Source organism: Bacillus sp. N12A5 (assembly GCF_026790125.1).
Lineage (GTDB): Bacteria > Bacillota > Bacilli > Bacillales > Bacillaceae > Bacillus.
In genome coordinates this window covers 82,408-108,849 of sequence record NZ_JALAMR010000002.1, presented here as the reverse complement: position 1 = coordinate 108,849, position 26,442 = coordinate 82,408, and the positions used below count along the sequence as shown (strand labels likewise).

Sequence of the window (26,442 nt, the reverse complement as noted above, 5' to 3'; positions counted from 1 at the left end):
AGGCTTGAATTGGAAAGAAAGGAGAGGAAAGAAGAAAAAGGAGACAGCATGTATGAAACGGAAACAATTGTTATATAGAGAGGAACGAAAATGGGAGTATGGCACCGTCCTCATTGAAGACGGCATCTGTTTAATCGAAAACGGGGAAGGCGATATACTGCTGGCGGACAGTCTGCATCACAGCCCAATCTGGATCCATCATAAAGGAAGATGGGAGCAGGCCGGCTTTCAGGATCAATTGACTCTGGCATGCGGTGAAGAAAACATCTCCCTTTCCGGCGGAGAACGCATCCGCTATGAAAAATCGGTCAAGCGGCCGCTCATGGCGCTTTTAGATTCGCTTGATGATGAAACCTTTCTCGCCTTTTTGCAGCACTTGCACAGCTTCGGCTTATCCGTATTCGATTGCGTATTTTCTTATAATAAGGGCGTTTTCTCGAATAACTTGGAGGAGCAGGGTGTTTCTTTTTATCACTTTTCAAATGACACCGCCCAATGTGCGATGCAGCATCACTACAGCTGCGAAGGGACAGGAGACCGGTTCGAATGGACGGCTTCAAATGGAAAGCGATCGATTATGTATTCAGCAGTCCAGCGGGGGCGCAAATAAAAAAAGCGGTGCAGCGAGCACCGCTTTTTGATTACTTTTCAACGACCACTTTTACCTCCTTGCTTTCTTTTTTGTCTGGATCAGCAGCCGTGACGTACAGCACCGTTCCGGCTTTTTGTTTTTTGATTTTCACCGTGAACGTTCCTTTCGTGTCAGCTTTGGCAGAAGCAATGACTTTCTTGGATTTGTTTTTCACTCTGATCATTGCCTTGCTGTTCGCCTTTCCTTTCACTGCTGTATCTTTCGTTTTCACTGCATTTACTTTCGGTGTGCCGGAAGGTTTCCCTTTGACAACGACAACTTTATACGATGTTTTCGCATCGCCTTTTGTTGCTTTCACATACAGGACTTGATCTTGTTTTTGAGTCGGGATATTAACCTTGAACATACTGTCTTTTCCGGCTTTAGCGCTGCCGAGTTTTTTCTTGCCGCTCATCACCTCGATCAGCGTGCCTTCCTTCGCGCTTCCTCTGACAGCTGTTTGTGTGCTTTCAAGCTTGTTAACTTTGAGCTGTACATCAGCTGCGCTGACGGCCTTCATGACATTCAGCCGCCCGTAGCCTGAGTGCCAGTCTACTCCAGGCGTCTTTGGAATGTCAATCGGATCGCCATTATCATCATACAATTCCTCTTCCTCGCCATCGACGCTTTCAAAGGAAATATCGTCGGCCGTCTTTTTCAAAATATCCTCTGCTTCTGTTCTTTTCAGCTTAGGGTTTTGAGCATACAGCAATCCTGCAGCAGCGGCAGCATATGGCGTTGCCATGGACGTTCCGCTCATGTACGTGACATTCCCGTTCGGCACTAAGCTTGGAATATCAGACCCTGGGGCAGAGATATCCAAACCTTTTCCATAGTTAGAGAAATCAGCGGTCATATCCATACGGTTCGTTGCTCCGACTGACATCACATATTTAGAAGAAGCAGGATACGATAAGAAATTGGCTCCGTCATTTCCGCTGGCTGCGGCAATCAAGACATTTTTGTCAGCTGCGTATTTCAAAGCAAATTCAATCACGCGGCTGTAGCTTCCGCCTAAACTTAAATTAATCACCTTTGCTCCTTTGTCAGCAGCATATTTGATGCCGAGAGCAATTTGTTCAGTATCTCCGGCTCCTGTGGAATCAAGCACTTTTACCGGAATAATTTTCGCTTTGGCATTCAATCCAGTCATAGAATAGCCATTATCGCTTTGAGCTGCAATAATGCCAGCGACGTGCGTCCCATGTCCCTGATCATCCATTGCGTTGTTATTCCGGCCGACAAAATTACGCCCGAGATCGGTTCTTACTTTTCCTTTTAAGTCAGCAAGCGTGCTGTCCACACCTGTATCTACTACCGCAATTAACGTATCGTTCAGCTTGCGTTTTGACAGCAATGTGCTGGCTGGCTCATATTTCACATCCGCATTTTTGATTCCGCCGTTTTCACCACTGTTTTTAAGCGGCCATTGGTACGGGTACTGAATATCATTTGACAGGCTTTTGTATTCCTGTACAGGTTCCGCAAACTCAACGTTAGACATCTTGGATAATGTCGCAGCAGCGCTTTTGACCCGTTTGGCACTAGCTGTGTATACACCGTTTTGCTTTTCATCTTTCGGAAGTTCGAAGGAATACAGATTGTCAAACAGTTTCTTTGCTTTTTTCACATTGGAAATGTCTTTTTTCGATTGCGCGCTTGCAGAAAAGCCCTTCATTTCGTTATGTACTGATGAGAGGCTTTTATTGTCCTTCACCTTGAAAATAACCTTTGTTGTCTGAACTTCACTTTTTGCCGCAATACTGTTTTCTGTTAAAATAGCTCCTGCTGTTTTGCCTTGCAGCTGCTTGATATTTAATCGTTCCGCCTGTTTCTTTAGCTCCTCTTTAAGAAAAGACGGGACTGATTGTAAAGCTGTATCATACAGCCGGTTGATTGCTTTTTGATCCTTTTCGGTAATTGTATATGAAGAGGACGTACCGTTTTCTGACACATCATCAAACATCGGCTTTAATGTCACAAGATCTTGATAGATTTCATTTCTCGCAGTTTTATTGAGTGCGAGCTTTGCCACGATAAACGGCGCCGCTTTGTAGTAAAGGCTTGTGAGCTCTTTTCCCTCTGCTGTTTGGCTCAGCTGCTCATCACGAATCGCTCTCAGCTTTTCCAGGATGCCTTTACCTGATTTCTTCTGATCAACACTCATTTCAACCGGACAAGCTTCTTCCGCTTCTAAATCTGATGGCTGTTTTTTGGTGCCTTTATACCCAATCGTATACTTGGCTTCCGCAGCTGCTGCCTTTGCCGTTCCGCCGTCCTCTGGTTCTTCTTCTCCAAGGTATTCAACTTTTACATAGTAAGGGCCGCTCCACGCGTATGGAAAAATAATATCGCTTTTTCCATCCTCCGCTGTGAAAGAACGGTACATCTCAAACGTTTCATCTTTAAGCGCTTTTTCCTTGCTCGGATATACAGATACATTCAGTACTGCATCACTCTTAACGGTCAGTGCCAAATGTGAGTTTTTCTGAATATCCTCTTTTCCCGGAGTCACTTTGTACCATTTTACCTGTTCCGGTTCCTTCATGGCGCCTGTCTGTTCTTTGCCGTTTTCCAGAGCAGCCGCCTGATCGATCGCACCGGCCGCTGCCGCTTTGGTTCCCGGAGAAAAAAGGCTGAAGATCAGTGCAAAAATAAGCACTGCTGCCACGAACGAACTGAATTTTCTACGTTTCATGATATCCCTCCTGCAAAATAATGAATCTTCTTGAAGGTATCATAATTTCATAGGACGAGATACCGCTTACAGGGAATTTTAAGGTTATTTTAAATGATTTGGAATATCAGGGGGGAACCATACAAAAAAACCCGACTCTCTTAGAACCGGGTTCAAGCTTTTTCTATTAAAATAATCGGAATCCAATCGGCAGATGAAGACCGAGCAGCACTGTCAGCACAAGGACAATGATAAAGCCGATCCATAGGCCGCCAGTTGATTTTTCTTTTTTCTTGCGGATGAGGAGCATTTCCATCAAGCCGATGGTGATAATGCCAAGAATCATTTTCCCGGCGTATTCTCCGTTCCAGTTGGCGAAATGGATAAACAGCCAAGCTCCTGTCAAAATAATTAGGATATAGAATAGCCGCAGAATCATATGAGTGATTTTTGCGCCCTTCGCACTTCCTGACGAATAGAGCGAATAGCTGACGAAAAGCAGAATCAGCGCTACCACCCATGTCGTAATATGTAGGTGTGTCATATATGTTCCCCCTATCAGATAAATTACCCCACTTATAGTACCATGAACTTGTCCGCTGTCACAAAGATAGTCTCAGAAAAAACGGGCGGTCCAAGTCCGCCCTCCTGTTTGAGTCAGCCGATTTGGTTTGACAGCGTTCCAATCGGGTCAATCGTAATGTCGATTCGGTCACCTGTCCGCAAGAATTTTGGCGGCGTAAAACCCTTTCCGACACCGGACGGCGTACCTGTGGCAATGATGTCTCCCGCTTCAAGCGTCATCCCCTTTGAGAGGGTTTCGATTAATTCCGGAATGGAAAAGATCATATCGCTTGCCGAACCGGATTGGCGCAGCTCACCGTTGACTCTCGTTTCAACTCTGAGGCGCTCAGGCTCCTGAATCGCTGATTTATGTACAAGTACAGGCCCCATCGGACATGACGTATCCAGGCTTTTTCCGATAAAAAACTGCTTATGCTTTTTTTGCAGATCACGCGCCGTAATATCATTCACAATGGTGTATCCGAAAATATGGTCATATGCGTCTTCTTTTAAGATGCGTGACCCGCTTTTTCCAATGACGACAGCAAGCTCTCCTTCATAATCGAGCTGAGAGGTGACCTCTTCATGGCTGTTTACGATATCACCATGCCCTGTAACGGTTACCGGCGATTTTGTAAACACCATCGGATGCTCCGGAATGTCAGCCTCACTCCCCATTTCAATCACATGATCCCTGTAGTTTTTGCCGATGCAAATGATATTTTTTGATGGCTTAGGAATGGGTGCATGGAGCTTCACCTCAGATAATGAGTACATAAATGATCCCAGCTCATCATTCGGTTTCTTTGCCCACTCAGCCAGCTGCCTTGCATGCGCAACGAATTTATCCCCTTCTGCGATACATTCAATCAGCGATCCCGGAATCGTCTCAAGTTCAAACAGTTTTTTTTCAGCCTTTTGCAAATCCATAATTTTTTCATCATCAATGATCAGGCCGACAAACATTCGGTTGTAAAGTTCCCCTGTCGCAAATTTCATGTTATTCCTCCATCATCTTTTAAATCAGAATGCTCCTTCATGTATTCTCTGTCGAATGCTGAAATCCCTTTTTCTCGTGTCCGTTTTCATTTCGTTTCAGGACGGGCATGCCGCACATATCATACAAATGGCGTTTTGAGGAGGAGGAAAGAATATGGAGAACATACATTTATTTTTTCATCGGCAGCAGCTAAATAGAAAAGGGGCTGCCAAGGGGCTTTTGGTGACAGACCGATCTGTTTCTCCCATTCTTCTCACACAGCGAGACAGAGCGGAAAAGGCATCCTATGAAATCAGCTGGGAAAAGTCTCTGCTTGGCGAAAGCAACCTTTTTTTGAATGCGGAACAGAATGATCCCTCACTGATGCGGCGGAGGCTCGCCTATTGTTTTTTTGACCAGATCGGCGTTCCTGCTCCCGCTGCCTCGTACAGCTTTTTGACCATCAATGGCCAGCCAGAAGGCATTTATTTGAAGATCAAGAACCCTCAGCTGGCCGGCAGGGCAAGTGACCAATTGAAGACCGCCGATCCGAGGGTTCCGCTGTGCATTTTTAAAGATGAATCTTCCGCATTCTTGCATGAATTTCTCACCCTGGTCCGCACCGCCGAAGATGATGTATTAGCTGAACGCATTAAAATGTATCTGGATGTCAAACTGTTTTTTCTGTGGCTGATCGGGAGCGTCTGCACGAACGAAGGTTTTTATTACACATTTTGTTCAAACGAATCCAGCCGTCTTTACATTTCACCGATAGAAACCCGTTCGCTTGCTGCACCCAGAAGAACTGACGAAGACCCTCTGCTCGCTAAGGGGCCAACGCTTTCGTCGAGGCTTCTTTCCATCCCCGCCTTTCGGTCGCAATATCACACATTAATGAAAAACGTGCTGAACCGGTCATTTACAATTGAACGCTTGTCCCCTTTCATCAGAGAGTGGCATCTTGACATTTGTCAAAAAGGTGATGATGATCCTTTCATAAAAAAAAGCCCCTTGCTATTCGAAAAGGAGCAGACAAATATACTGAGGGAAATTGAGGAGCGGCAGGACTTTTTGCAAGCACACTTAGCAAGACTATAGTCCTTTCTTCCATAAAAAAAGCGCAGCAAAAATTGTCGCTTTTTTAGTCAAATTGACGAAAGGCAACCTTTTCAGCAAAAATAGGTTATACTAACGATATCCTGTGTTTATCAAAATAAATTCTAGAATTGGAGATCGTGTAATGAACAGTAAAATTGAAGAAATGAGAATCACACTAATTGAAACAGCACAAAAATACGGCATGAATTCAAAGGAGACGATTCGATGTAGCCAAGAGCTTGACAGTCTGCTGAACATCCGAATTAAAGAAGAAATGATTTTTTGGGGGTATCCTGAAAACTCCCGTATGTGAATCATTATCTATAAGGATTTGAATGCACTATAGGAAACTCCGCTTTTTAACTCATCACTTTTGGGATATACCTCTGGGCGAAAATGTGCCCACCCAAGAAACGAATCCGCAGCACGACATACTCCAAAAAAGCTTTTCTACGAACAAAAACACCAAAGAAACTGAAACAAAAATCACACAGGCGGATAGCGGCATCCATCGCCGCATTTCCGCTCAGTTTTATACACTGCCGCTTTTAAACACTTTAAACATAACGGCCGAAAAATGATAGCGTTTACATCCGATACCGATATATCCCCTTTAAATTTCTCTCACACATATGTGCGTTTGTCATAAGCTATCGTGAATAGCCCAATTACATCAAATTCTCTTATTACTTTACCTGCCTTTTATCAATTTTTCAACAAAGGATGTGCTCGTATGCCGGCCATTGTCGGAGCGTTTAAAATTAATGCGGTAGGTACGAGTGGAGTCGTTCACATCGGGGACTGTATAACGATTTCTCCTCAGGCAGAGGTCAGAACATTTGCCGGTGCGGGCAGTTTTAATACCGGTGACAGCCTCAAGGTGATGAATTACCAGAACGCGACGAAGGTGTTTGACAACGATGCCGTTGATCAGCCGATCGCAGGGAATGCGTAAAGGAGTGTTTTCATGAATTTTTATATTAATCAAACCATTCAAATTAACTATCTCCGGCTGGAATCAATCAGCAACTCCTCCATTCTGCAAATCGGAAGCGCCGGGTCCATTAAATCGCTATCTAACCTGTACAACACAGGCAGCTATGTGGAAGCGGCTCCCGAGGTTTCCGCTCAAGGGGAGCCAGTTGAATTGGATGAGCCCGATACAGGAGCATTTGTCCCCCTCCAGCCTCCTGGCCGTTAATCATATGAAAGAGGTGAAAGAACATGTATGATCAATCTGTTTCCTCTTACTTGCAAAACTTGAATTCCTTCGTGCAGCAGCAGGCGCTTCATATTCAGCAGCTCGAACGTCAGCTGAAAGAGATTCAAGCGGAAATGAATACGATGAAACAGCGGCCGGCCACTACCATTGAGCGTGTGGAGTATAAATTTGATCAGCTGAAAATCGAAAGGCTTGACGGAACATTGAATATCGGCTTAAACCCAACTGACCCAAACAGCGTCCAAAATTTTGAGGTCAGCCAAACGGCACCCGAAATCGGGATGATGCAGCAGGAAGAGAGCGCCCAGATCATGCAGCAGATCCGCCAGAATGTCGACATGTACTTAACCGAGGAAATCCCAGAGGTTTTGGAGCAGCTTGAAAAACAATATGACAGCAGGCTTGACGATACAAACAGACATCATGTCATTGAAGACATCAGAAAACAAATGGACAGCCGGATTCACTATTATATGTCCCATATCAAAAAAGAAGAAAACACACCGCCTAACCAATATGCGGAACATATCGCTGAGCATGTGAAGCGTGACGTGATCCGTGCTGTTGAACACTTTCTGGAACATATCCCATCAGAAATGAAAGGAGATGAGCAAACATGATCTTCACAGTCATCAATCGTAATCTGGAAGTCGGGGATATCCGGATGAATGGTGTGTCCAGCTCCTCTGTTTTCCACATCGGAGACACTGAATCTATCTACCTTTCTTCTATTTTCGATACACCGCCTGAATCTCTTATTATCGGGCCGTTTGCTCCGCTGCCATCGAACAATGCTTAAGCGTATATCCCGCATCAGGGTGGTTAAATTTAACTCTCTTGGAATTTCAAGTGTGTTTCAAGTTGGCGACACGAACGAAATCGATATGAAAATCAAAGTATTTGCTGTTCAGCGCTCGCTGTCTACGTTTTACAGTGATGAAGGTACATTTAACAGAAAGGAGTACCAGATCTTTCAGCAGCAGGCAGTAACGCCAATTCCCGAAACAGGGGTGCAAAGCGCATTTTGCCACGAGGTGCCTGTCATTTATGTACGCAACATCAAAATCCAAGGGGTCTCATCCTCTTCTGTTTTTCATGCAGGCTCGGCTTCTCTTGTCCGCGGCGATGCGAGAATCAAACATATTAGACAGATTCAGTCCCCGCGCTCACAATCGCCCGGCAAAAGCATATAATAAACAGAGTCTTTGATAAAGGGTGTCGTTTATGCCAGCAATTGTCGGGCCTATAGCTATCAATTCCATATCGGGCGGAGTCGTAAACTTTGGTGATTCCTTTTACCTTTCTCCGAAAAGCTCTTCAAAATCTGCGCTCGGTTCGGGAGCAGGAAACACGGGAGATTTCCTTCTATTAAACAATGCAGTCAACGCGACAAATTATATAGACCCCGATGTCAGCGATCAGGATATGGTTGGAAATGGATAAAAGCAGCCGCTCTGCCAAGAGAGGGCTGCTTTTTAGTCATTTTTTCTTTTTTCGTTTATTTGATTTTTTTGTTTTGATCAGCTTCTCAGGCGGCTGTTTTCTGATCCATTTGACAAACCGGGCAAGCTGCGGATCGCTTCTGAGTTCATCTATTCCGTTTAAGCGAACCGCAAGCTCTTGATTTGGATATAAAGCATGGATCTGTTTATGGCAAGGAATACAAAGCATCGCTGTCGGCAGAAACGTTCCGCCTTCTTCTTTCGGTGTGAGATGGTGCTCTGTCAGCTGGACATCGCTCCGGCCGCATAGCTCACATATTCCGACAGTCTGCTTTGCCATATCTGCTCCTCCCTTACATCAACTCAAGTGTCACCCGTGTGCCTCGGCCGCTCGGTTCGGCCGGATGGACGATCAGTTTTTTCGGAAGCCGCGCCCGCAGCTCCTGCACATGGCTGATGACACCGACAGACAGATTGTCTGACTGCAGCTTTTCCAAAGCTGTTACAACCGTATCCAGCAGATCTTGATCAAGCGTGCCAAACCCTTCATCTAAGAAAAAGAACTGGAGCGGGTATTCTCCGCGAAGCTGGATCTGCGCAGACAGCGCAAGAGCGAGAGAAAGCGAGGTGAGGAAGGTCTCTCCCCCAGACAAGCTGGATACCGGGCGTTTGACACCGCCATTTGCATCATCCCGCATGACGAATCCGCCTTCTGAATCCACTTCGATGGCATAGCGCTGTCTCGTCAGCATGCCAAGTCTTGCTGAGGCGTCCCTCGCAACGCTTTCAAGCTGCTCCTCAGCCAAAAATTCAACGAAGGTATTCCCTTTAAACACAGCTTGCAGCTTGTCCAGTCTGTCGATATGAGTTTGCCATTTTTTCAGTTCGGCTTCAATTTCGTTAAACCGTTTATGATGGTCGCGGATAACGGCCAGCGCTTTTGCTGCTGCGCCTTTTTCCTCTATAGCAGCGCCAAATGCGTCCTCAGCTTCTTGTAATGCCGTAACGGTTTCGTTCCATTCGCTCTCTGATAACGCTCGGCCGGCAAGTATCTCAGCTACACGTTTTAAGTTTGCAGCGTTTTGCTTTAGTTTATCCATAAACTGGTCTATGCCGGCTTTTATCTTTTCAAGCTCATCGGCTGGAATGAGGCTTCGTTCCACCTCCTCAGGCCGGGTAAAACGTGTACTTTTTGTATGCTCAACCCAAGCGGCTTCTGCTTTTTCCAATCTGCCCTTCGCCTCTTGAAGGGTGAGCTCGCTTGCTGAAGCGCGGCTTTTCGCCTGATTGAGCCTCATTTGGGCATTTTGCAGATCTTCATATAAAGCTTGCTCTTTTTCTTTTAACAGCTTTAGGTCCTGCTGGACAGAGCGGAGTTTGATTTCGAGCGATTCTCCTTTTGCGTAATCTCCGAGTTCATGCTCATAATCAGCTATCACGCTTTTGATGCGTTCAGCCGCATAATGAAGCTCAAGTTTTTCCCGTTCAAGCTGGTGCCCCGACTCCCGCAGCTTTTCCTTTTGAGCTTCATGCTCAGCAAGAAATGCAATGCTGCGCTCAATTCGTTTCTCGCATTCCTCTGCAGCCCGGTCCTTTTCTTCAATAGCTTGCTGCCATTTTTCCGCGTCATCCACAGATTGATCCTGAAATGCTTCTTTAAACAATTTCATGCGGCTGTCCATAGAGGACTGCAGCTCGGCAACGATGCTATCAATGCGGTCAGCCTCTCTTTTTTCAAAACCGATTTTTTCATTAAGCTGCTCGGCCTTTTTTAAAGACTCCTGATAGGCACTGATCATTTGTGCCATCCGTGTTTTAACAGAAAGAATGTCCTGTTTGACTCGTTTCCATTCTAGTTTGGCAGTTTCGAATGCGTCATACACCGATTGACTCTCGTATGAAGCTGCTGCTTCAAGGTTTTGCGCTTGAATCGTCTGCAAAAACGGGCACTGGTCAATAAAGCGGGCAGACTGTTCTTCAAGCGTGATTTTAGCTGAAAGAATCTCCTGGCTGAGAACGGCCGCTTCCGCCAATACCGCATCTGTCTGTTTGATGTCTTCATCAAGATTGCTGTCAAGCTCATATGTTTCATGCGCTGAGGCAGATGGATCATGGTGGGTTGATCCGCAAACCGGGCAAGGCTCTCCAGCCGTCAGTTTTTCGGCTAACTCTTTTGTCAGCAGTGCCACTCTAGCTTTTTCCCGCTGCGAATGAAGCGTGTGTTGTCTCTTTTTAGCCTGTTCAGTCATACGTGTTAGCGACCGCTCTGTCTCGCACACCAAATGGTACACGGTCTGGACAGCCTCATATGCCTGAATGATGTTGCTTTCTTCCGCTTCCGTCTTTTGAACGAGCATGTTCTTATCTTTGCTCATTTTTTGCACCACAAGGTTCAATGCGTCAGTTCGTTTTTTCTCTTTTTCGATTTGCTCCTCCGTCTGTCTGATGCGCAAAGCCATTTCAGCGGCCTGCTGGCAGCGTTTTCGCTCATCAGATGTCACCTGCAGGGATTTGAGCTGCTGCTTCAATTCCGTCTGTCTGTTTTGCCCACGTGCCAGGCGGTCTGTTACCGTCTCCAATTCCTTCATGACAGATTGAAGGGCCTCTTCTTTCTGCTGGAGTTCAACCTTTTTGCGAGCCTCCTCTTGCTTGGCCTCACTCAGTTTGATTTCGACCTCCTGCAAGCGGGAAAGCTGTTCCTGCTCTGTTAAAAGCTCAGGCTCTTTCTCGCTCTTATGCCGGCGCCACGCTTCATACTCTTCATGTTTTTGCTGAAAGAAAGCAGTCCGGTCTGCTAAATCCTTTTGGGCTAGCGTTTGTTCCTTTTCAGCTTTCTCTTCATGCTGGATCGCTTCTGCGTATCGGTCCGCATAGGGTTTAAGGGCGGCGGCTTTTTCTGCTTCCAGCAGGCGATTTTGCATGCTGTCTACGTGCGGCTGCTCCTCTTCAAGACGTTTTTTCTCTTCTTCATAAGTTGCTTTTTCCTTTTGGACATTCCAAATCTCCTGGTGCTCCGCAAACCGCTCTTTTGCCTGATCACGATTCTTCTTCATCGATTCCAGCCGGACTTCAGCTTGCTCGAGAGCCTTTTCCGCCTGCTCAACCGCTTCTGAACTCGCTTCACCGAGACCTGATTGTTCAGCAAGCATTTCATTTTTTCTCGCATAGGCTTCCTGCGCCTGCCGTCTCAGCTTTTTCACAAGCCGGTCTCCGTACTGCTCCAAGTTAAATAAACGCTGAAGCATGTGCCTGCGCTCCGCCCCTTTTAAAGAGAGAAATTCGGCAAATTTCCCTTGCGGCAGCACCACAGCTCTCGTAAAATCGTCAATCGTCAGCCCCAAGAGCTCCTCGACTCTTTTATTCACTTCGCTGGCTTTATCAGCCAGCACTGTATGCTCATCCTTGATTTCGATGAAGCGGCAAAGTGCCGTTTTTACCTTCATCTCATCCGTTCTCTTAAACACACGCTCCACTTTGTAGGCGATTTGATGATTCGTCTGAAGCGCAAAGGTAAAGGAAACAGACAGCGTATCCTCCGCATGGTTTAAGATCCCGTGCGTATTATTCGCCGCCCGCTCCACCTTTCCGTATAAAGCTAGCGTCATTGCGTCGAGGATAGAGGATTTACCGCTTCCTGTCGGCCCAAAAATGCCGAAAACACCGGCACCAGAAAGGCCTTCAAAATCTATCGTCTGCTCCTCTCTAAAGCTGTGGAGCCCCTTTATGCTTAAGGCGATCGGCTTCATTTCGCATCCTCCTCTTCAACGCCTGATGCAAGCTCTAAAAACAGCTTCACCATCTCTTCATCCGGCACCGCGCCCCCCGTTTGTTTTTCATAAAATTTCTTAAACCGGTCTTCGATTGAGACATGCTTAACCTCAATCCGTTCCCGTTCTTTGTTCTGTTCTTCATAAACCGGCCTGATATGGATAAAACCCGGGTGAGCCTTCCGCAGCCTATGAATTTCTTCAAGTGAAAGCTGGTCCGTGACACGGATTTCCAAGTCAATCCAGGCATTCTGATCCCTGCCTTCATCCAGCCAGCTGTACACCTCGCTTAAGCCATTTGCCGATTTCCACTTCACCAGAGGCTTGCCGCTTGATAATAAAACCTCATTCCAAGAGGCCCCTCCCCCCGGTTTTGCATCCACGATTGTCACTGATTTGGCATATCCCGCTTCAGAAAAGCTGTAGGCGAGCGGAGATCCTGAATAACGCGCAAGCGTCCGCGCCCGCTTGATCGTTTGCGGACGATGCAAATGGCCGAGCGCCACGTAAGCGGCATCCGCCGGCAGGCTTTCTGCAGCCACCGTATAAGCGCCGCCTACTTCAATCGGCCGCTCAGAATCGGTTTGGTTTCCGCCTGCGACATAAATATGGCTGGCGGCAATCTTCACTGCATCGTTCCGGAACCGGCTTGTCATATGCTCAAATGCCTGTCTAATTTTTACGTCATAATGATCACGGAGCAGCTTTTCATCAAATGTATCGGAAAGCACTTCATTTAAACGCGCTTCAGATGGGTACGCCAGCGCTCCTACCCCTAAGAGTTCCTCTGCTGAAGGCACTTCAATATGAAGCGGTTCTGTTGTCGGATAGCCGATTAAATAAATCCCGTTTTCATGTGTCAGCGGTGAAGCGGCGGACAAACGGTCAGGATTATCGTGGTTTCCGGCAATGACAACAATCGGGCGCTTCCCCCTGTCGCTGAGCGCAGACAGGCTTTCATAAAAGAGCTGCTCGGCTAAAGCCGGCGGGTTCACGGTGTCAAACGCGTCCCCTGCCATTACAATCGCATCAATCTGCTCTTCCTTTACAATCGTATTCAATTCATCAAGCACATCGGCCTGTTCACTCAGCCTGCTTCTTCCTTCAAGTGTTTTCCCAAGATGCCAGTCAGCCGTATGTAAAATCCGCAAATGCTATCACCTCTCTTTTATAGGAAAACGAGATCCGCTCCGCCTGAATCCCGGAGCTTACGGATCTCGCTATAGTGTCAGAATGTGCCCTCCGTCAAAGAAATAAAGCGCACATCCCTTTACCTTTGTTTTTGCAATTTGCTCAACTGCCTTCGTATACAGCTGAATTTGCGTTTCATATCGTTTTTTCAAGATCGGGGCCGCTCCTTCAAAGCCGTGCTGGAATTTGCCCTCAATCCGATCTGATTTATAGTCCAGGAGATATAAACCGTCCTCCGTTTCGTAGAGACAATCAATAATTCCCTGCACCAACAACGGCTCATCCGCCTCCTGTGCATCAGGATAGATCTCCTTGGCGGGAAGCGCTAAACTGAATGGCACTTCCCTGTCCTTCCATTTAGCGCTGATCAGCTGTCCGCCGATTTCTGTATGAAAGAATTGGACGATTTCTTCTATATCAATAGCCGCTTTTTGTTCTTCAGTGAGCAGCTCTTTTTCATAAAGCTTGTGAACCGTCTGCTCCGCTTCTTCTATCGACGGTACATGTGTAAGCGCGATATGCTGCATAACCGTATGCATGGCTGTCCCTTTCTCCGCCGCTGTCAGGCCTTTTTTCATCATAAAAGCGGGACGCCTGTACAAAATGCTTCCGTCAGCCGGTTTAACGGGCGCCCTGCCGCTGTATTCATCCTCGTACTCTCTTTTCCTCTTGATCTCAGAAACCGATTGCTTTGTGCGAATTTGCGTCACTTCGTGATACGGATATGTCCAGCTCAGCTGCTCGCGGGCTTTTTCATCAAACGCAAACGAGCCGGGAACTGGTTCACCTCGGCGGATCGCTTCTAAGCGCTCGCTTTTTTCTTCCATTCTTTCTTCCAGATCATCATCCAGCAAATCATAGGAATGGATCATTTGAACCGCAAAACGAGCCGGGTGGCCTGATATGTCAGCATGCGCTGCTGGGGCACCGTTTTCAGCCAAAGCCTCCAAATCTCTGTGTCTGGCCAGAGCCGGACCGATGAAATCTAAATAGGTTTTTGCCTGGTAGCGGTCAAATTCAGGGAGAAGCCAGTCAGCTTGGGATGCAGATGCCTGCCATTTTGCTAGCTGTTTCTGATGATCCTTGCACGAGCCAATCAGAAACAGCTTTTCCTTCGCTCTCGTTAATGCAACATAGAGAACACGCAATTCCTCTGACAACAGCTCCCTGCGCATTTTTTTCTTCATTGCAATGAGCGGAAGCGTCGGATAGCTGATGCGCAATTGCGGATGAATAAACTTCGTGCCAAACCCGAGCTCCTTGTCGAGCAGATACGATTTGTTCAAATCCATCATGTTGAAATTCCGGCCAAGGCCTGCTGCAAACACGACTGGAAACTCAAGCCCCTTACTGCTGTGGATCGTCATTAATCGGACAACATCCTCCTGCTCGCTAAGCGCCCTCGCCGTTCCGAGGTCATCGCCCCGCTCCTGCATGCGTTCGATAAACCGCAAGAATCGGAACAGACCGCGAAATGCCGTCGATTCATATTGGCGCGCCCTGTCATAGAGAACACGCAAATTGGCCTGGCGCTGTTTTCCGCCCGGCATCCCGCCGACATAATCCATGTATTTCGTGTCGCGGTACACTTCCCAAATGAGCTCAGACACCGAATGGTTTTTCGAAAACGCGCGCCATTTTTGCAGGTGTCGGTAGAACGTTTCCAGCTTTTGATAAAGCTCGTCGTTTCGGTCGCCGGCAGCCAAGTAGTCTTTCATCGCTTCATAGTACGGCGCTTTCTTATTTTCAAGCCGGATCAAAGACAGCTCGTTTTCATCTGCTCCGACAATCGGTGAGCGCAGAACAGAGGCAAGCGGTATGTCCTGATACGGGTTATCGATCACCTTTAGTACAGAAAGAGTGACAGCGACTTCAACCGCTTCAAAATACCCTGACGTCAAATTGGCGTAAACCGGTATGCCTTGTGCTCTCAGCTCCTCCATGATTTGCGGCGCCCACGGCATCGAACGTAGCAAAATGACAATATCGCGATATTGAATGTTGCGGTGTGTTTTCGTTTTTCCGTCATATACCTTAAACGGCGATGAAATCAGCTTGCGAATTTCCTTTGCGATCGCTTTCGCCTCGAACTGCACCGTTTCCAGTTCTTCTGCTTCCTCACCTGCATCCGTCTCTTCCGAGTTGTCGATCAACAGCAGCTCCGTTTCCGTCTCATCACTGTCCGGATATGCCGCGCCAAGCTTCAGTTCAGCCTGCTCGTCATAATCAACCTCACCGATTTTGCCGCCCATCAGCTGTTTAAATAAAAAGTTTGTGCTGTCTAAAATATCAGTCCGGCTTCGAAAATTTTTATTCAAGTCGATTTTCCGCCCCGTGCCCTCACCGCTCTCTGTAAACCGTTTGTATTTGGAGAGGAAAAGAAGCGGCTCTGCCAGCCTGAATCGGTAAATCGACTGTTTGACATCTCCTACCATAAACAGGTTACCAGTCTCCTCCGGCCCGCTTGTGACGAGCTGCAGGATCGATTCCTGCACGAGGTTGGTATCCTGATATTCGTCAACGAGCACCTCATGAAACTGCTCCTGATAAAATCTTGCAGCCTCGCTCGGCTCCCGTTCACCTTTGTCATTCTCAGCCGTCAAAATCGCCAAACAGTAATGCTCCAAATCAGAAAAATCTATAATTGATTTTTCCTGTTTCGCAGCTTCGAACCGTTTTCCATAGCTGATGACAAGCTGTACGAGTGTTTCAATAACAGGCTTCATGTCAGCTAAGCTTTTCAAATGCTGTTCAGGGCTTCTTGTGAAGTAGTCGGTTTTGAGCTTTTCAAGCAGTTTTTTTGCGCCATTTCTTAAATCCGTCGCTTCATCAAGCAGCGCAGGGTCAAACTCGTCCCCTTTTACTGCCTTCGCGCGCTTAAAAGAAACTGCGGGCACCCGCTTATAAAGTTCAGTAAAATCGTCCTGATACTGAATCAGTTCATCAATCTGCGCAAGATCGTCAAGGAAATTGTCTGCGCGCGGCGCGGGGCCGCCCGGCGCTTTCGTCAGCTCAAGCCCGCGCTGCAGCTTTTCCTTCGCCCCGTTAAGCACCATTGCAATATCCTCTTTGACATATGGATAAAACGGCAACTCCTCGATGGCGCTCTTTTCTGATACATCATACAAATGGACAAAGCTTTCCAGCCATGCCTCCGGGTTGGGATGAGATCGGGAATACTCGTACACCTGTTTAACGAGAAATTGCAGATCCAGATCGTGCCGGTCTGTCGTGTAGCGGTCAACAAGCTCAAAGAACGCCGTTTCGCCCTTTGCGTATTCGTCTTCAAACAGCTCGTCCAGCACTTCATCTCCAAGCAGCTCGCCCTCAGTTTGATCGGCAATCCGAAAGCCCGGATCAAGATCGATCAAGTAGTAATATTTCTTCAGCACTTGCAGGCAAAAGGAATGAAGCGTCGAAATGCTGGCCCGATTTAAAAGAGACAGCTGGCGTCTGATATGCAGCGATCCCGGGCGTTTTACAAGCTCTTTTTCCAGAGCATCCGCGATCCGGTGCTTCATTTCTGCCGCTGAGGCGTTTGTAAAGGTCACAACGAGAAGCCGGTCTACATCAATCGGGTCTTCTTCAGCGGTAATTTTCCGGATCATTCGTTCAACAAGTACAGCGGTTTTACCGGAGCCCGCTGCCGCTGCCACAAGAATATCCTGGCCGGTTGAAACAATGGCATTCCATTGGTCATCTGTCCATGTGCTGTCTGCCGGTTTAGGAATGTTCATTGCCATCCGCCTCCTTTTTTATCCATTCAAGTATCGTCTTGTCCTTTTCTGCCTTTAACGTGCGGTACTCGTTTTCTTCTAATGACTCATCAAATTGGCATACTGATTTGAACGCACAGTATGTGCACGGCGTCTTGTTCTTCATTTTATACGGCTCAATGGATACGCGTCCGTCGGTGATTTGTTCGCCTGCTTCTTGGAAGGTGCGGCGCACATGCTTCGTCAGCAGCTCAAATTCCTTTTCTCCGACTGCGGCTGAATCCGATCTGAGAGAGCCGTCTTTCTTCAAGCCGGCGTTGATGATATTTGACCGTCCCTCTTGAAGGGTTGTATCCATGAGGCGAACCACTTCCTGATCGCCGAGGAGCAGGCCCTTCATCTTAAATTTCTTAAAGATCTCCTGTTCAATCTCATCAAGCCCGAGCGGGAGGTTAGATTGAATCATCGGGTCATGAATATGGAAATACAGCACTCCGGCAGGTGTCGCTCTCATTCCGAGCCAGTCGGCTGAATGAGTAATCGACAAATCAAGGTACGTCAGCATTTGCAGCGCCAGTCCGTAATATACTTCTGCTAAGTCAAGGCCTTTGTCGCTTGATTTATAATCGACAATCCTGAGGAGCAGGCCTTTTGAGCTTTCCGCTTTATCGACACGGTCAATACGCCCGACGAGCTCCATCGTGCAGCCGTTTTTCAGCTTGAAGGTCAGCGGCGGAAGCGGCCCTTTTCCTCCAAAGCCCAGTTCAAGCCCGATTGGCACGAATCCGCTCGCTTTCGCATGCTCGCTTAAAATGCCGGACACGCGTGTCACAATTTTTTGCAGTTTTTCCTTTACATAATAATGCCGGTTTGAGCTGAGCAGAATTTCCTTTTGCAGCTTCGGCGCCAGCCGTTCTACCGCATCATAGGAAAACAGCTCACACTGCTCTTTTGTTAAATCGCGCCAATCCATTTTTTGTTCGCGCAGCCGGTCTGAAATCAGCTTTAAGCTGGAATGGAACAGCTGGCCGATATCCGGTGCTTCGAGCTTAAAAAATTGCCGTTCCTTCAGATGAAGACCGTGTGATGCAAAATGGGAGAACGGACACGCGTTAAAGGTTTCCATTCTCGATACACTGCCCTGAATTCGTTCACCATAGAGCTGTCTCGACACGCTGCGTTCAAGCTGCTTCACTTCATTTCGGAAAAATAGGCTTGAGAACAGCTTTTTCGATTGCAGCCTGTCCGGCTCATTCATCAGCACGTTGTATGTGCTCCACCAGACGTCGCTGATGTCGTATTCCCGAGTCCATAATCTAAGCTGGCTCGCGGTAAAGGACTGTGCCACGCTTTTATTGACGACATACATCAGCTGTTCCTCATCGCTGACCTGCTCGGGTTCATTTGTCAACAGGCGCTCCTTATGCAACGGAAACAGTTCTTCCAGCCGCTTAATGATAATTGACGGCAAAAGTGTTTTTCCTTCCGCATCAGCAATCGGATACGTTACATAAAGCCGGTCAGACGGACTGGAAAGTGCCATATAGATGAGGAAATGCTCATCAAGCAAACGCTCCCTTCCTCCCGAGGAAAGCTCAACCCCAATTGTTTTCAGCCATTCCCGGTCATCATCTGATAGCACTCCGTTTTCATCAGGGCGCGCCGGCAGAACGCCGTCGTTTGCCCCCAGCACAAAGGTGCAGGAGGTGCCGTACATTCTGGACAAATCCATATTGCCGACAAACACCTGGTCAAGCGCAGGCGGAATTAGAGAAAATGTAAGCGACTCCGCACCGGCTTCCATCATTTGCTGAAACAAATCAAGGGAAATCTCATCATCTCCCATCATTTCAACAAACTCCTCAAGCAGCTGCATGACTGCATCCCACGCCTGCTGATGCTGCTGCGCCTCAACGATTCTGCCGTCTTCCTCAGCACGCTGTCTTTCCTGATCCAGCTTCAGCGGGACATCTGTCTCTTCTAGATAACGGTAGAGCGCCTCCGCCTTCTCCTGAACCGTCTTTGCTTTTTTCATTCGTTTCTGGAGCTGAAGAAGCGGCGGAACAATCCAGTCGCGTGTGGCATTCAGCATGTTTTCCATTTCGATTTCCTGATCTGTCTGGGCAAAATCATCATCCAATGACACAAAACGTCTGTAGCGGAAACGGTCGCCCTTTGTCCAGCGGTCACCTTTGATCCCATAGGCGATACAGTAATTTTCAAGCTGATCGACCTGTTCTCTCACCTTTGCTTTCGGCTCGTTAAGCGGGAATAGCAGTTCGGTTTTCACGCAGCGAAACACCGCCTCATAACGCCAATTCCCTTTCAGAACATCTAGGCTAGACCGGATAAATTCGATTAATGGATGGTTCAGCATAGATGCTTTTCCATCAATGAAGTAAGGAATCTCGTAATCTGCGAAAACTTCCTTCACCATATCCTTGTAATCTTCCGGCTGGCGCGCAAGAATCGCTACATCCTTATATCGATAACCCTTATCTCTGACAAGAGCGTGAATTTCCCGGGCAATACCTTCCAGCTCAGCTCGTCTGTTTGCGGCCTGCATCACAGTAAAGGCCTCTTGTTCTTCTGCGTACGGGACGGCCGGACGCGCTTCATACTGCGCCTCTAAATGTGCCAATTCCGGCGTGCGCCCATGCCGTTCAGTCCCGTTCAGCTCTTTGTACGTAATGTCCAGATTCAGTTCCTTCGCCTTCTGGTGCAGGCGGTAATAGGTTTTTCCCGTCATTCTGAACAAATCCAGTTCATGCGGCTCCCGCTCATATGACGGCTTGTCCGCTGTCAGCGAAAACGTAATGTTTTCCGCATGAACCATAAGCTGCTCCAACACCCTAAATTCCTGCGGCGTAAACTGATAAAAGCCGTCCACATAGATATGCGCGCCTTTTATATCTTCCGCAAACGGAATATGCTCTGCCAGCAGTGTCAAATAATCCTCAGAGTGAAGGTATTGATCTGCAAGGCTTTTTTCCATCTGCTGATACAGAATCGATAAATCATGAAGCTTTTCGGATAAAACACGTTCTCCGCGATACTCGGAAGCCGTTCCGCTTTCCGCCATCCTCCGGATATCTTCCGGTTCAAGACAGTAGCGCTTAAATTCTGTCAGCATCCGTTCAACCTGTGCAGTAAAACCGCTTTTGTCACTCGCTTTTTGATAGACTTTGAACTCCTGTTTATGCTCCTCAATGAGCTTCCGCAGGAGCATCTGTACGCCTGTGCTCGTAAGAAACGGCCTGCTCATTCCTCCCGTATGCTGGAGGATACGCCAGGCCAATCGTGAAAAGCTGAACACTTGGGCACGTATCATTCCGCCCATATCAGGCGTTTTAGCAAGCTCATATTCCATCAAAAACGTCATTTGATCCGGGACTAGAAAAATGATCGGTTTCCCGAATGGAGCCCGGCGCAGTTCATCCTGAATGCTGTCGATGATCAGCTTCGTTTTTCCACTCCCGGACCTGCCTACTAAAAACTCTGCTCCCAAATTAGAAGACCCCTCTCTTTTTATCTTTCTATATTTTATCGAATGTTGACGAAAATGACCAATCTGATCTATTGGTAAAAACGGCCTTTTCGCATATAAAAAGCTGATTTTCTCCGCACAAGTCTCCCTGCCCTACATATACTTTTAGGGAAGCCCAATTCCTTAAGAATGGAGTTGACCCCTCTTGTATTACAGCTACTACCCCTATCCGGCGCCATACCGGGCAGATCCTGTTTTGATTCAGAATCTGAAAAAGGCCATTCATGCAGAATTCAGCGCGATTCAATGCTATCGCAAGCTTGCCGAACTTACCCACCGCGACGACGTCAGAAAACAGATTGAAGAAATCAGGCGTGACGAAATGCGCCATCTTCGTGAATTTTCCACACTGTACGGAGCCATTACCGGCAAGCCCATCATGCCGAAACAAACAGAGAAATGCCCGGACAATTTCACGAGAGGACTGGACGCCGCTTTTAAGGATGAACAAAGGACGGTCGACTTTTACTTGCGCACAGCTGAAGAAACCTCAAACTTAAAAGCAAAAGGCATCTTTACGCGCGCCGCACGCGATGAACAAAATCACGCTGTTTGGTTCCTGTACTATCTGATGGAACATTAGATATACCCGCTCAGGTTATATGTACATATCCCTTCCCCGCAAACACACTCAGCAGTTTTTTTCACATGCAGCCGGGAAACATAAAACCATACACTGAACAGGGGGAATCAACCATGGAGCACACTTCACAAGCATGTATGGAGGCTTGCATCAACTGTATGGAGGCTTGTAACCATTGTTTTACAAAATGCTTGGAAGAAAGCGCGCAGCACGATCTCAGCGGCTGCATCGGCTTGACAGGGAATGCGCGGATATTTGCGCTCTGGCAGCCAAAGCGATGCAAACGGACAGCCCGTTCATAAAAGAAATCTGTGCACTTTGCGCCGATATTTGTGAAACGTGCGGCACAGAATGCGAAAAACATGATCAAGATCATTGCCAGGCATGTGCAAAATCCTGCTATGCCTGCGCTGAACAATGCCGCAGCATGGCAGCGGCATAAAAAACAGAGAGGGTTCATGAAAGAACCCTCTTTTTCATTTGGACAGCCACACGGCGTACAAATCGACCCACCCCTCTTCATCAAGCACCAGGCCTTTCACATTCTCACTTGATGTCACCTGGAGCACATTTTGATACAACGGAATCGCATTGAACTCCTGTATAAGCTGGCGGTCAATGTCCCGCAGCATATTGATTCTCAAGCAGCGGTCAGGCACCGAAAACATGCGGTCTGTCATTTCTGAGCACATCTGTTTCATCTGTTTAGATAGATGCTGATACAAAAAACTGTTCCCGGACAGCAGCAAGTGCAGAAAACCAAAATCGCTGTCTTGATAAAACGTCGCACTATCATGAATGATATCCGCCATCTGCACGATGTCGGCGCGGCGCAGATCAGCAGAATCATAGAATTGAAGTGTAAGCCTGATACCGTGCCGGGCGCAAACATTTTGAATCCACTCCGCGTCCTCACGATGATCCGTTTCCGAAAAGGTAGAAAGCACCAGCGTTTCTCCCTTGTATCCGCTTTGCTTCAGCAATTCAGAAAATGAAACGCCTTCCCACTCAAAAGGACTCTGATGCAAAAAAGACGTAACCGGGATTCTGCGGTGCCCTCCCGCTTCACGAACGAGCCGTTCAGAGGAAATCAGCAGGCGGAGCGCTTTTCTAAAGCTTCGATGCTGAAGAGGCCCCTTCTTTTTCAGATTGAGCGACAAATACTGAACATGCCGCTCATCAAAAACAGTTTGCCGCTCGGGACATGGTTGTTTTTCTTGAATGGTAAAACCGTTCATCTCTCCGGCTTGCTCAGAAAACACAAACTCCACGCGATCCAAAAAGGGCCGTTCCTTGAAGTAGCGCTCATTGGCCTCAAGCACCAGCATCCGGCCGTGATGCTGCATCACCCGAAAAGGCCCTGATCCATTTATCCCTCCGCCCTGTTCTGCGGGCAGTATGGACAAGCGTTCATCACAAAGAACATACGGCAAAAGCTCATTCGGCTTATCAAGTATGAGCTCCACACAATAAGGCCCATTTTCTAAGACTTGTTTCACTCCGTGCAGCAGCCATTTAAACGGGTTGTCAGCTTGTGCCATAAAGCGTTGAAACGTAAACACAACATCCCGCGCCGTCAGCGGCTGTCCGTTATGAAAAGACACACCCTTTCGAAGAAAAAATCTCCATCGTTTTTTCTCCTCTTCCCATCCATGAACCAAATGAGGTTTGGGCTCCTGCACATCCGGTTCTAATGTGAGCAATGTATCAAATATTTGTTTGACGAAGTGCCCCTCAGACCGCAAAAATATCTGGCACGGGTCCAAACTGCGGACAGCTCCAGGGGTGATGAACAGCCGAAGCACATCCATCGCTCCATCCCGGCTGGCCTCTGTTACAAAGCCAAACACCTTAGAAAACCACATATCATACTCGTTTCCAAGCCCAGGAAACGCGGACTGATACTGCTGAAGCAGTTCCTTTGCCTTTTTAAGCTTTCCAGCCATTGTATATTCCTTGGCAGTTTGCAGAAGCAGTTCCTCCGGCTGGCGAAGAAACGCGATTTTGGACTTACGGCCGCGTCCCGCCCCGCTTTCCCGGATAATCCAATTCTTGTTCTCCAGCTTATGCAAAATGAGCTTTGCATTTCGTTCTGTACAAAATAAACAGGCAGCAATCTCAGCGAGCGACATTTCGTTCATTTGCCCATACGCAGCGCGTCCTGTTTTTACAAGTGCCACGTAGTGCTCAATCAGCTTCAATCCCCGCACCTCCCGACAAAAGGGGAATCTTTTTCTCTTCTTTTCTTCACTTTTTGGGCCGCTGCCCCTTCTATACACTACTACTATATCAAACAGCGAAAGGCGGCGATCACATGTTGACCAGCTTTCAATCGATAAAATCGAGATACAGCGCTCCCGTTTGGCTCCGCTTTTTCGGCGAAATGCTGACAAGCCTGACAGGTGCAATGATGGCCCCTTTTATGGTGCTGTATCTGCATGAACAATTAAACGGCAGTATCATGATTCCAATGCTGATCATCAGCCTTCAGCCATTTGCCGATATTTGCTTGACGCTCGTTGCGGGAAGAGTGGCGGACCAGCTCGGACGGCGAACAGCGATTCTGATCGCATTGCTTCTGCAATCAGCAGCAATGACGGGATTTGTTTTTGCTGAACATGCGTATGTTTTCGCCTTTCTCTATGTCATGAATGGCATCGGGAGATCGTTGTACATTCCTGCTTCCCGGGCCCAAATGGCCGAAAGCACGCCGGAAAGCAGACGTTCTGAAGTATTTGCAATGATCAATGCAATCTATTCGGCGGGCCTGACGGCAGGGCCGCTGCTGGGGATGCTGCTGTACCAGTATAACCCCGTGTGGATATTCGCTTTGGATGCCGCGGCATTGCTCATCTACTTTCTGATCGCTGCACTGAAACTGCCAGAGACAAAGCCGCTAAACACAACTGTAACACTGGAAATGTCTGCGAGCTTTATGATATACAGGCCTGTCCTGCTTCTTTTGCTGCTTTCTCTCCCCATCAGCATGCTATATGCACAAACCGAAACAACATATAGGCTGTTCAGCAAAAATATATTTTCTGATTATTTGTTCATGCTGACCATCTACTCGGCAGCAAAAGCTTTATTCAGCTTTGTTCTCCAAGTACCTCTTGTCAAAGGGACAGAAAAGCTTTCAATGAAAACAATCCTTTTCATTACTTATATCTGCTACTCCCTTGCGGCTGCCGGCTTTGCATGCTCAACTTCCCTGACAATGCTTTTAGTGACGGCAGCGGTGATGACGGTTGGCGAAAGCATCGGATTAACTCACATCCAGACCTTCATAGCAAGATTGGCACCGCCCCATCTGCTCGGCCGGTTTTATGCAGTGTACGGTCTGCATTGGGATATTTCCCGTGCAATCGGACCTCTGGCAGGCGGGATGATCCTGGCATCGTTTGGCGGAGAAGTGATTTTTTATTTCCTTGCCGCATGTATCCTGACAACGGGTTTATGCCTGACTTACACAATAGATAAACTCGAACACAAGTCCATAAGAAAAATGAATGGCTAATCGAAAATAATTCATAATTTCTTTATCAATGAAAATATATTATAGTAATAATACATTCACTACGTGAACAATTAGAGCGTTACGTGTAAAGGAAGAAGGGTTTTATATTGAAGAAAGACGAAAATCTCCTCAAAGATCTATGGTTTATCGCAATCAGTGCAGCCGGGGGATTTATTCTTTCATTAACCGGAATATCGATTGGATGGATGATCGGAACGCTGATTGTTGCCTGCTGCCTCGCCATGATACGGCCGGCATGGCTGATGATGGCGCCAGACCAAAAAGGAATTAACCGCCGGTGGCTCGCCCTCGGGCAGATGATCCTCGGCATTGAATTGGGCCAAAAGCTGAATTTATCCGTTCTCTCTGTTCTCAAAGACCATTGGTTTTCAGTCGGCATTATGCTGATATTGTCTATACTTCTGGCCATGCTGTCAGGATATGTGCTTTGGCGTTTCAGCAAAACGGATATGATGACTAGCTTTGTCGGCACCGCTCCCGGCGGGCTTTCCGCCATGCCGAGCATCGCACAGGAAGTAGGCGCCAATACCGCTATAGTCAGCCTCGTTCAAATGATGCGGGTGCTGCTCGTGGTGCTATCTATTCCGTTTTTGGTCATCCTGATCTATTCAAAACAAGATAGCTCAGCAAGTGCCGCGGCAAAAACGCTTTCCACAGCAACGACAGATTTTAGGCTTGCTCCCGTTTTATGGACCGCCATTCTTATTCTCGCTGCCTGGGGAGCCTGCAAAGCTGCAAAACGTTTAAAGTTCCCGGCTCCATGGCTGCTCGGCAGCATGCTCGGTGTGGCACTTGTGCACGTTGGCGGAGCTGCGGTGACAGGGCATGACATGATGGCATGGTGGCCGTCACAAGCGAACCATGTGTCGCAGGTATTCCTCGGGGCAACGATCGGCTCGAAGATGTACAAAAGCATGTTTTCTGGCGTTACCCGCATTATCATCGTCGGGTTTGTCTCGTCCGTCGGCTTAATCGCAGCTATGTTTTTGAGCGCCGTGATCGTTTCCAAGCTGACAGGAATCTCACTCATCACTTCTGTTCTGGCATTTGCGCCCGGCGGCATTGCAGAAATGGCGACGACGTCTGTAACCTTGCATGCTGATTCCACCTTTGTCGTTGCAGTTCAGGTCATACGCGTCATTCTGGTTATCGCCCTGCTGCCGCCGTTTTATCGCTTGCTTCACCATCTACATGGTGAGAAAAAAGACAAAGAGAGCCCAATTAGCGGCAGTAATGCCTAATTGGAGAAAAAATCCTCCCATGGTACACTTACAGCAGAAGGGGAAGGAGTGACTCTTTTGCTTCGCGACAATCCCGAGAAAACAATGCACTTATATTACGGAATATGCTTAGGAATCTGGCTGATTTATAATGTGGTGACATCCGGCTCCCCTGGACTGCCGCTTATGATTTTAGCCGGAGGAAATCTGATTTACCTTACTATCCTGAAAAAGAAAGAAGAAACGTGAAAAACACGCACCTCAGTG

At 47.6% G+C, this 26,442-nt stretch carries 22 protein-coding genes and 1 pseudogene; 14 read left to right on the top strand and 9 right to left on the bottom strand.

What is annotated here, in order from left to right:
• Positions 1 to 52: 52 nt before the first annotated feature.
• Complete coding sequence (locus MOC09_RS00865) at positions 53 to 610, top strand: DUF2777 domain-containing protein (protein WP_268357934.1); 558 nt, start codon at positions 53 to 55, stop codon at positions 608 to 610.
• Between the two features lie 31 nt (positions 611 to 641).
• Here the strand turns inward: MOC09_RS00865 and wprA are convergent, their stop codons facing one another.
• From wprA to MOC09_RS00850, 3 genes are all read right to left on the bottom strand, one after another.
• Complete coding sequence (wprA, locus tag MOC09_RS00860) at positions 642 to 3,329, bottom strand: cell wall-associated protease WprA (RefSeq protein ID WP_268369267.1); 2,688 nt, start codon at positions 3,327 to 3,329, stop codon at positions 642 to 644.
• 166 nt (positions 3,330 to 3,495) lie between these two features.
• Entirely contained in the window at positions 3,496 to 3,852 is a 357-nt protein-coding gene (locus MOC09_RS00855; RefSeq protein WP_268357931.1) for a YisL family protein, read from the bottom strand.
• Between the two features lie 113 nt (positions 3,853 to 3,965).
• A complete protein-coding gene (locus tag MOC09_RS00850; RefSeq protein ID WP_268369266.1) occupies positions 3,966 to 4,871 on the bottom strand; it encodes a fumarylacetoacetate hydrolase family protein in 906 nt (301 codons plus the stop codon).
• A 154-nt stretch (positions 4,872 to 5,025) separates the two neighbouring features.
• On the opposite strand from MOC09_RS00850, the gene MOC09_RS00845 reads away from it, so the two are divergent.
• The 8 genes from MOC09_RS00845 to MOC09_RS00810 all read left to right on the top strand — a co-directional run bounded on the left by MOC09_RS00845 (position 5,026) and on the right by MOC09_RS00810 (position 8,614).
• Positions 5,026 to 5,949, top strand: a complete 924-nt coding sequence (locus MOC09_RS00845; protein WP_268369265.1) for a CotH kinase family protein — start codon at positions 5,026 to 5,028, stop codon at positions 5,947 to 5,949.
• Positions 5,950 to 6,091: 142 nt separating this feature from the next.
• A complete protein-coding gene (locus MOC09_RS00840) occupies positions 6,092 to 6,262 on the top strand; it encodes an aspartyl-phosphate phosphatase Spo0E family protein (RefSeq protein ID WP_268357926.1) in 171 nt (56 codons plus the stop codon).
• A gap of 420 nt (positions 6,263 to 6,682) precedes the next feature.
• Entirely contained in the window at positions 6,683 to 6,904 is a 222-nt protein-coding gene (locus MOC09_RS00835; protein WP_268357924.1) for a spore germination protein, read from the top strand.
• A 12-nt stretch (positions 6,905 to 6,916) separates the two neighbouring features.
• On the top strand, positions 6,917 to 7,150 hold the full coding sequence (locus MOC09_RS00830) for a spore germination protein GerPB (RefSeq protein ID WP_268357923.1): 234 nt from the start codon (positions 6,917 to 6,919) through the stop codon (positions 7,148 to 7,150).
• Between the two features lie 23 nt (positions 7,151 to 7,173).
• The gene (locus tag MOC09_RS00825; RefSeq protein WP_268369264.1) at positions 7,174 to 7,791 is read left to right on the top strand and encodes a spore germination protein GerPC; all 618 of its coding nucleotides are present in this window, start codon (positions 7,174 to 7,176) and stop codon (positions 7,789 to 7,791) included.
• On the top strand, positions 7,788 to 7,970 hold the full coding sequence (gene gerPD, locus MOC09_RS00820; protein WP_019258000.1) for a spore germination protein GerPD: 183 nt from the start codon (positions 7,788 to 7,790) through the stop codon (positions 7,968 to 7,970). The genes MOC09_RS00825 and gerPD overlap by 4 nt, the downstream gene beginning before the upstream one ends.
• Positions 7,963 to 8,364 carry a spore germination protein GerPE gene (locus tag MOC09_RS00815; protein ID WP_268369263.1) on the top strand — a complete coding sequence of 134 codons (402 nt, stop codon included), beginning with the start codon at positions 7,963 to 7,965 and terminating at the stop codon, positions 8,362 to 8,364. The genes gerPD and MOC09_RS00815 overlap by 8 nt, the downstream gene beginning before the upstream one ends.
• A 31-nt stretch (positions 8,365 to 8,395) precedes the next feature.
• Positions 8,396 to 8,614 carry a spore germination protein gene (locus MOC09_RS00810; RefSeq protein WP_010333667.1) on the top strand — a complete coding sequence of 73 codons (219 nt, stop codon included), beginning with the start codon at positions 8,396 to 8,398 and terminating at the stop codon, positions 8,612 to 8,614.
• 36 nt (positions 8,615 to 8,650) lie between these two features.
• Here MOC09_RS00810 and MOC09_RS00805 read toward each other — a convergent pair whose 3' ends face one another.
• From MOC09_RS00805 to addB, 5 genes are all read right to left on the bottom strand, one after another.
• Positions 8,651 to 8,953: an HNH endonuclease gene (locus MOC09_RS00805; protein WP_268369262.1), complete on the bottom strand. Its 303-nt coding sequence runs from the start codon at positions 8,951 to 8,953 to the stop codon at positions 8,651 to 8,653.
• Between the two features lie 13 nt (positions 8,954 to 8,966).
• Positions 8,967 to 12,359, bottom strand: coding sequence for an exonuclease subunit SbcC (sbcC, locus tag MOC09_RS00800; protein ID WP_268369261.1), 3,393 nt, complete (start codon positions 12,357 to 12,359; stop codon positions 8,967 to 8,969).
• Positions 12,356 to 13,531: an exonuclease subunit SbcD gene (gene sbcD, locus MOC09_RS00795; protein WP_268369260.1), complete on the bottom strand. Its 1,176-nt coding sequence runs from the start codon at positions 13,529 to 13,531 to the stop codon at positions 12,356 to 12,358. The genes sbcC and sbcD overlap by 4 nt, the downstream gene beginning before the upstream one ends.
• Before the next feature lie 69 nt (positions 13,532 to 13,600).
• A complete protein-coding gene (gene addA / locus MOC09_RS00790; protein WP_268369259.1) occupies positions 13,601 to 17,308 on the bottom strand; it encodes a helicase-exonuclease AddAB subunit AddA in 3,708 nt (1,235 codons plus the stop codon).
• Entirely contained in the window at positions 17,295 to 20,795 is a 3,501-nt protein-coding gene (addB, locus tag MOC09_RS00785; RefSeq protein ID WP_268369258.1) for a helicase-exonuclease AddAB subunit AddB, read from the bottom strand. Before addB ends, addA begins: the two co-directional genes overlap by 14 nt.
• A gap of 184 nt (positions 20,796 to 20,979) precedes the next feature.
• Between addB and MOC09_RS00780 the strand changes: the two genes are divergently transcribed.
• Both MOC09_RS00780 and MOC09_RS00775 read left to right on the top strand, forming a co-directional pair.
• Positions 20,980 to 21,417, top strand: coding sequence for a ferritin family protein (locus MOC09_RS00780; protein ID WP_268357912.1), 438 nt, complete (start codon positions 20,980 to 20,982; stop codon positions 21,415 to 21,417).
• Between the two features lie 113 nt (positions 21,418 to 21,530).
• A pseudogene (locus MOC09_RS00775) lies at positions 21,531 to 21,859 on the top strand (four-helix bundle copper-binding protein).
• 34 nt (positions 21,860 to 21,893) lie between these two features.
• On the opposite strand, the gene MOC09_RS00770 reads toward MOC09_RS00775, so the two are convergent.
• Positions 21,894 to 23,618, bottom strand: a complete 1,725-nt coding sequence (locus tag MOC09_RS00770; RefSeq protein WP_268369257.1) for an ABC transporter substrate-binding protein — start codon at positions 23,616 to 23,618, stop codon at positions 21,894 to 21,896.
• A gap of 113 nt (positions 23,619 to 23,731) precedes the next feature.
• Here MOC09_RS00770 and MOC09_RS00765 point away from each other — a divergent pair, with 113 nt between their 5' ends.
• From MOC09_RS00765 to MOC09_RS00755, 3 genes are all read left to right on the top strand, one after another.
• Positions 23,732 to 24,934, top strand: a complete 1,203-nt coding sequence (locus MOC09_RS00765) for an MDR family MFS transporter (RefSeq protein WP_268357909.1) — start codon at positions 23,732 to 23,734, stop codon at positions 24,932 to 24,934.
• Positions 24,935 to 25,041: 107 nt separating this feature from the next.
• A complete protein-coding gene (locus MOC09_RS00760; RefSeq protein WP_268369256.1) occupies positions 25,042 to 26,196 on the top strand; it encodes an AbrB family transcriptional regulator in 1,155 nt (384 codons plus the stop codon).
• Positions 26,197 to 26,253: 57 nt separating this feature from the next.
• The gene (locus tag MOC09_RS00755; protein WP_268369255.1) at positions 26,254 to 26,424 is read left to right on the top strand and encodes a hypothetical protein; all 171 of its coding nucleotides are present in this window, start codon (positions 26,254 to 26,256) and stop codon (positions 26,422 to 26,424) included.
• Positions 26,425 to 26,442: the final 18 nt, after the last annotated feature.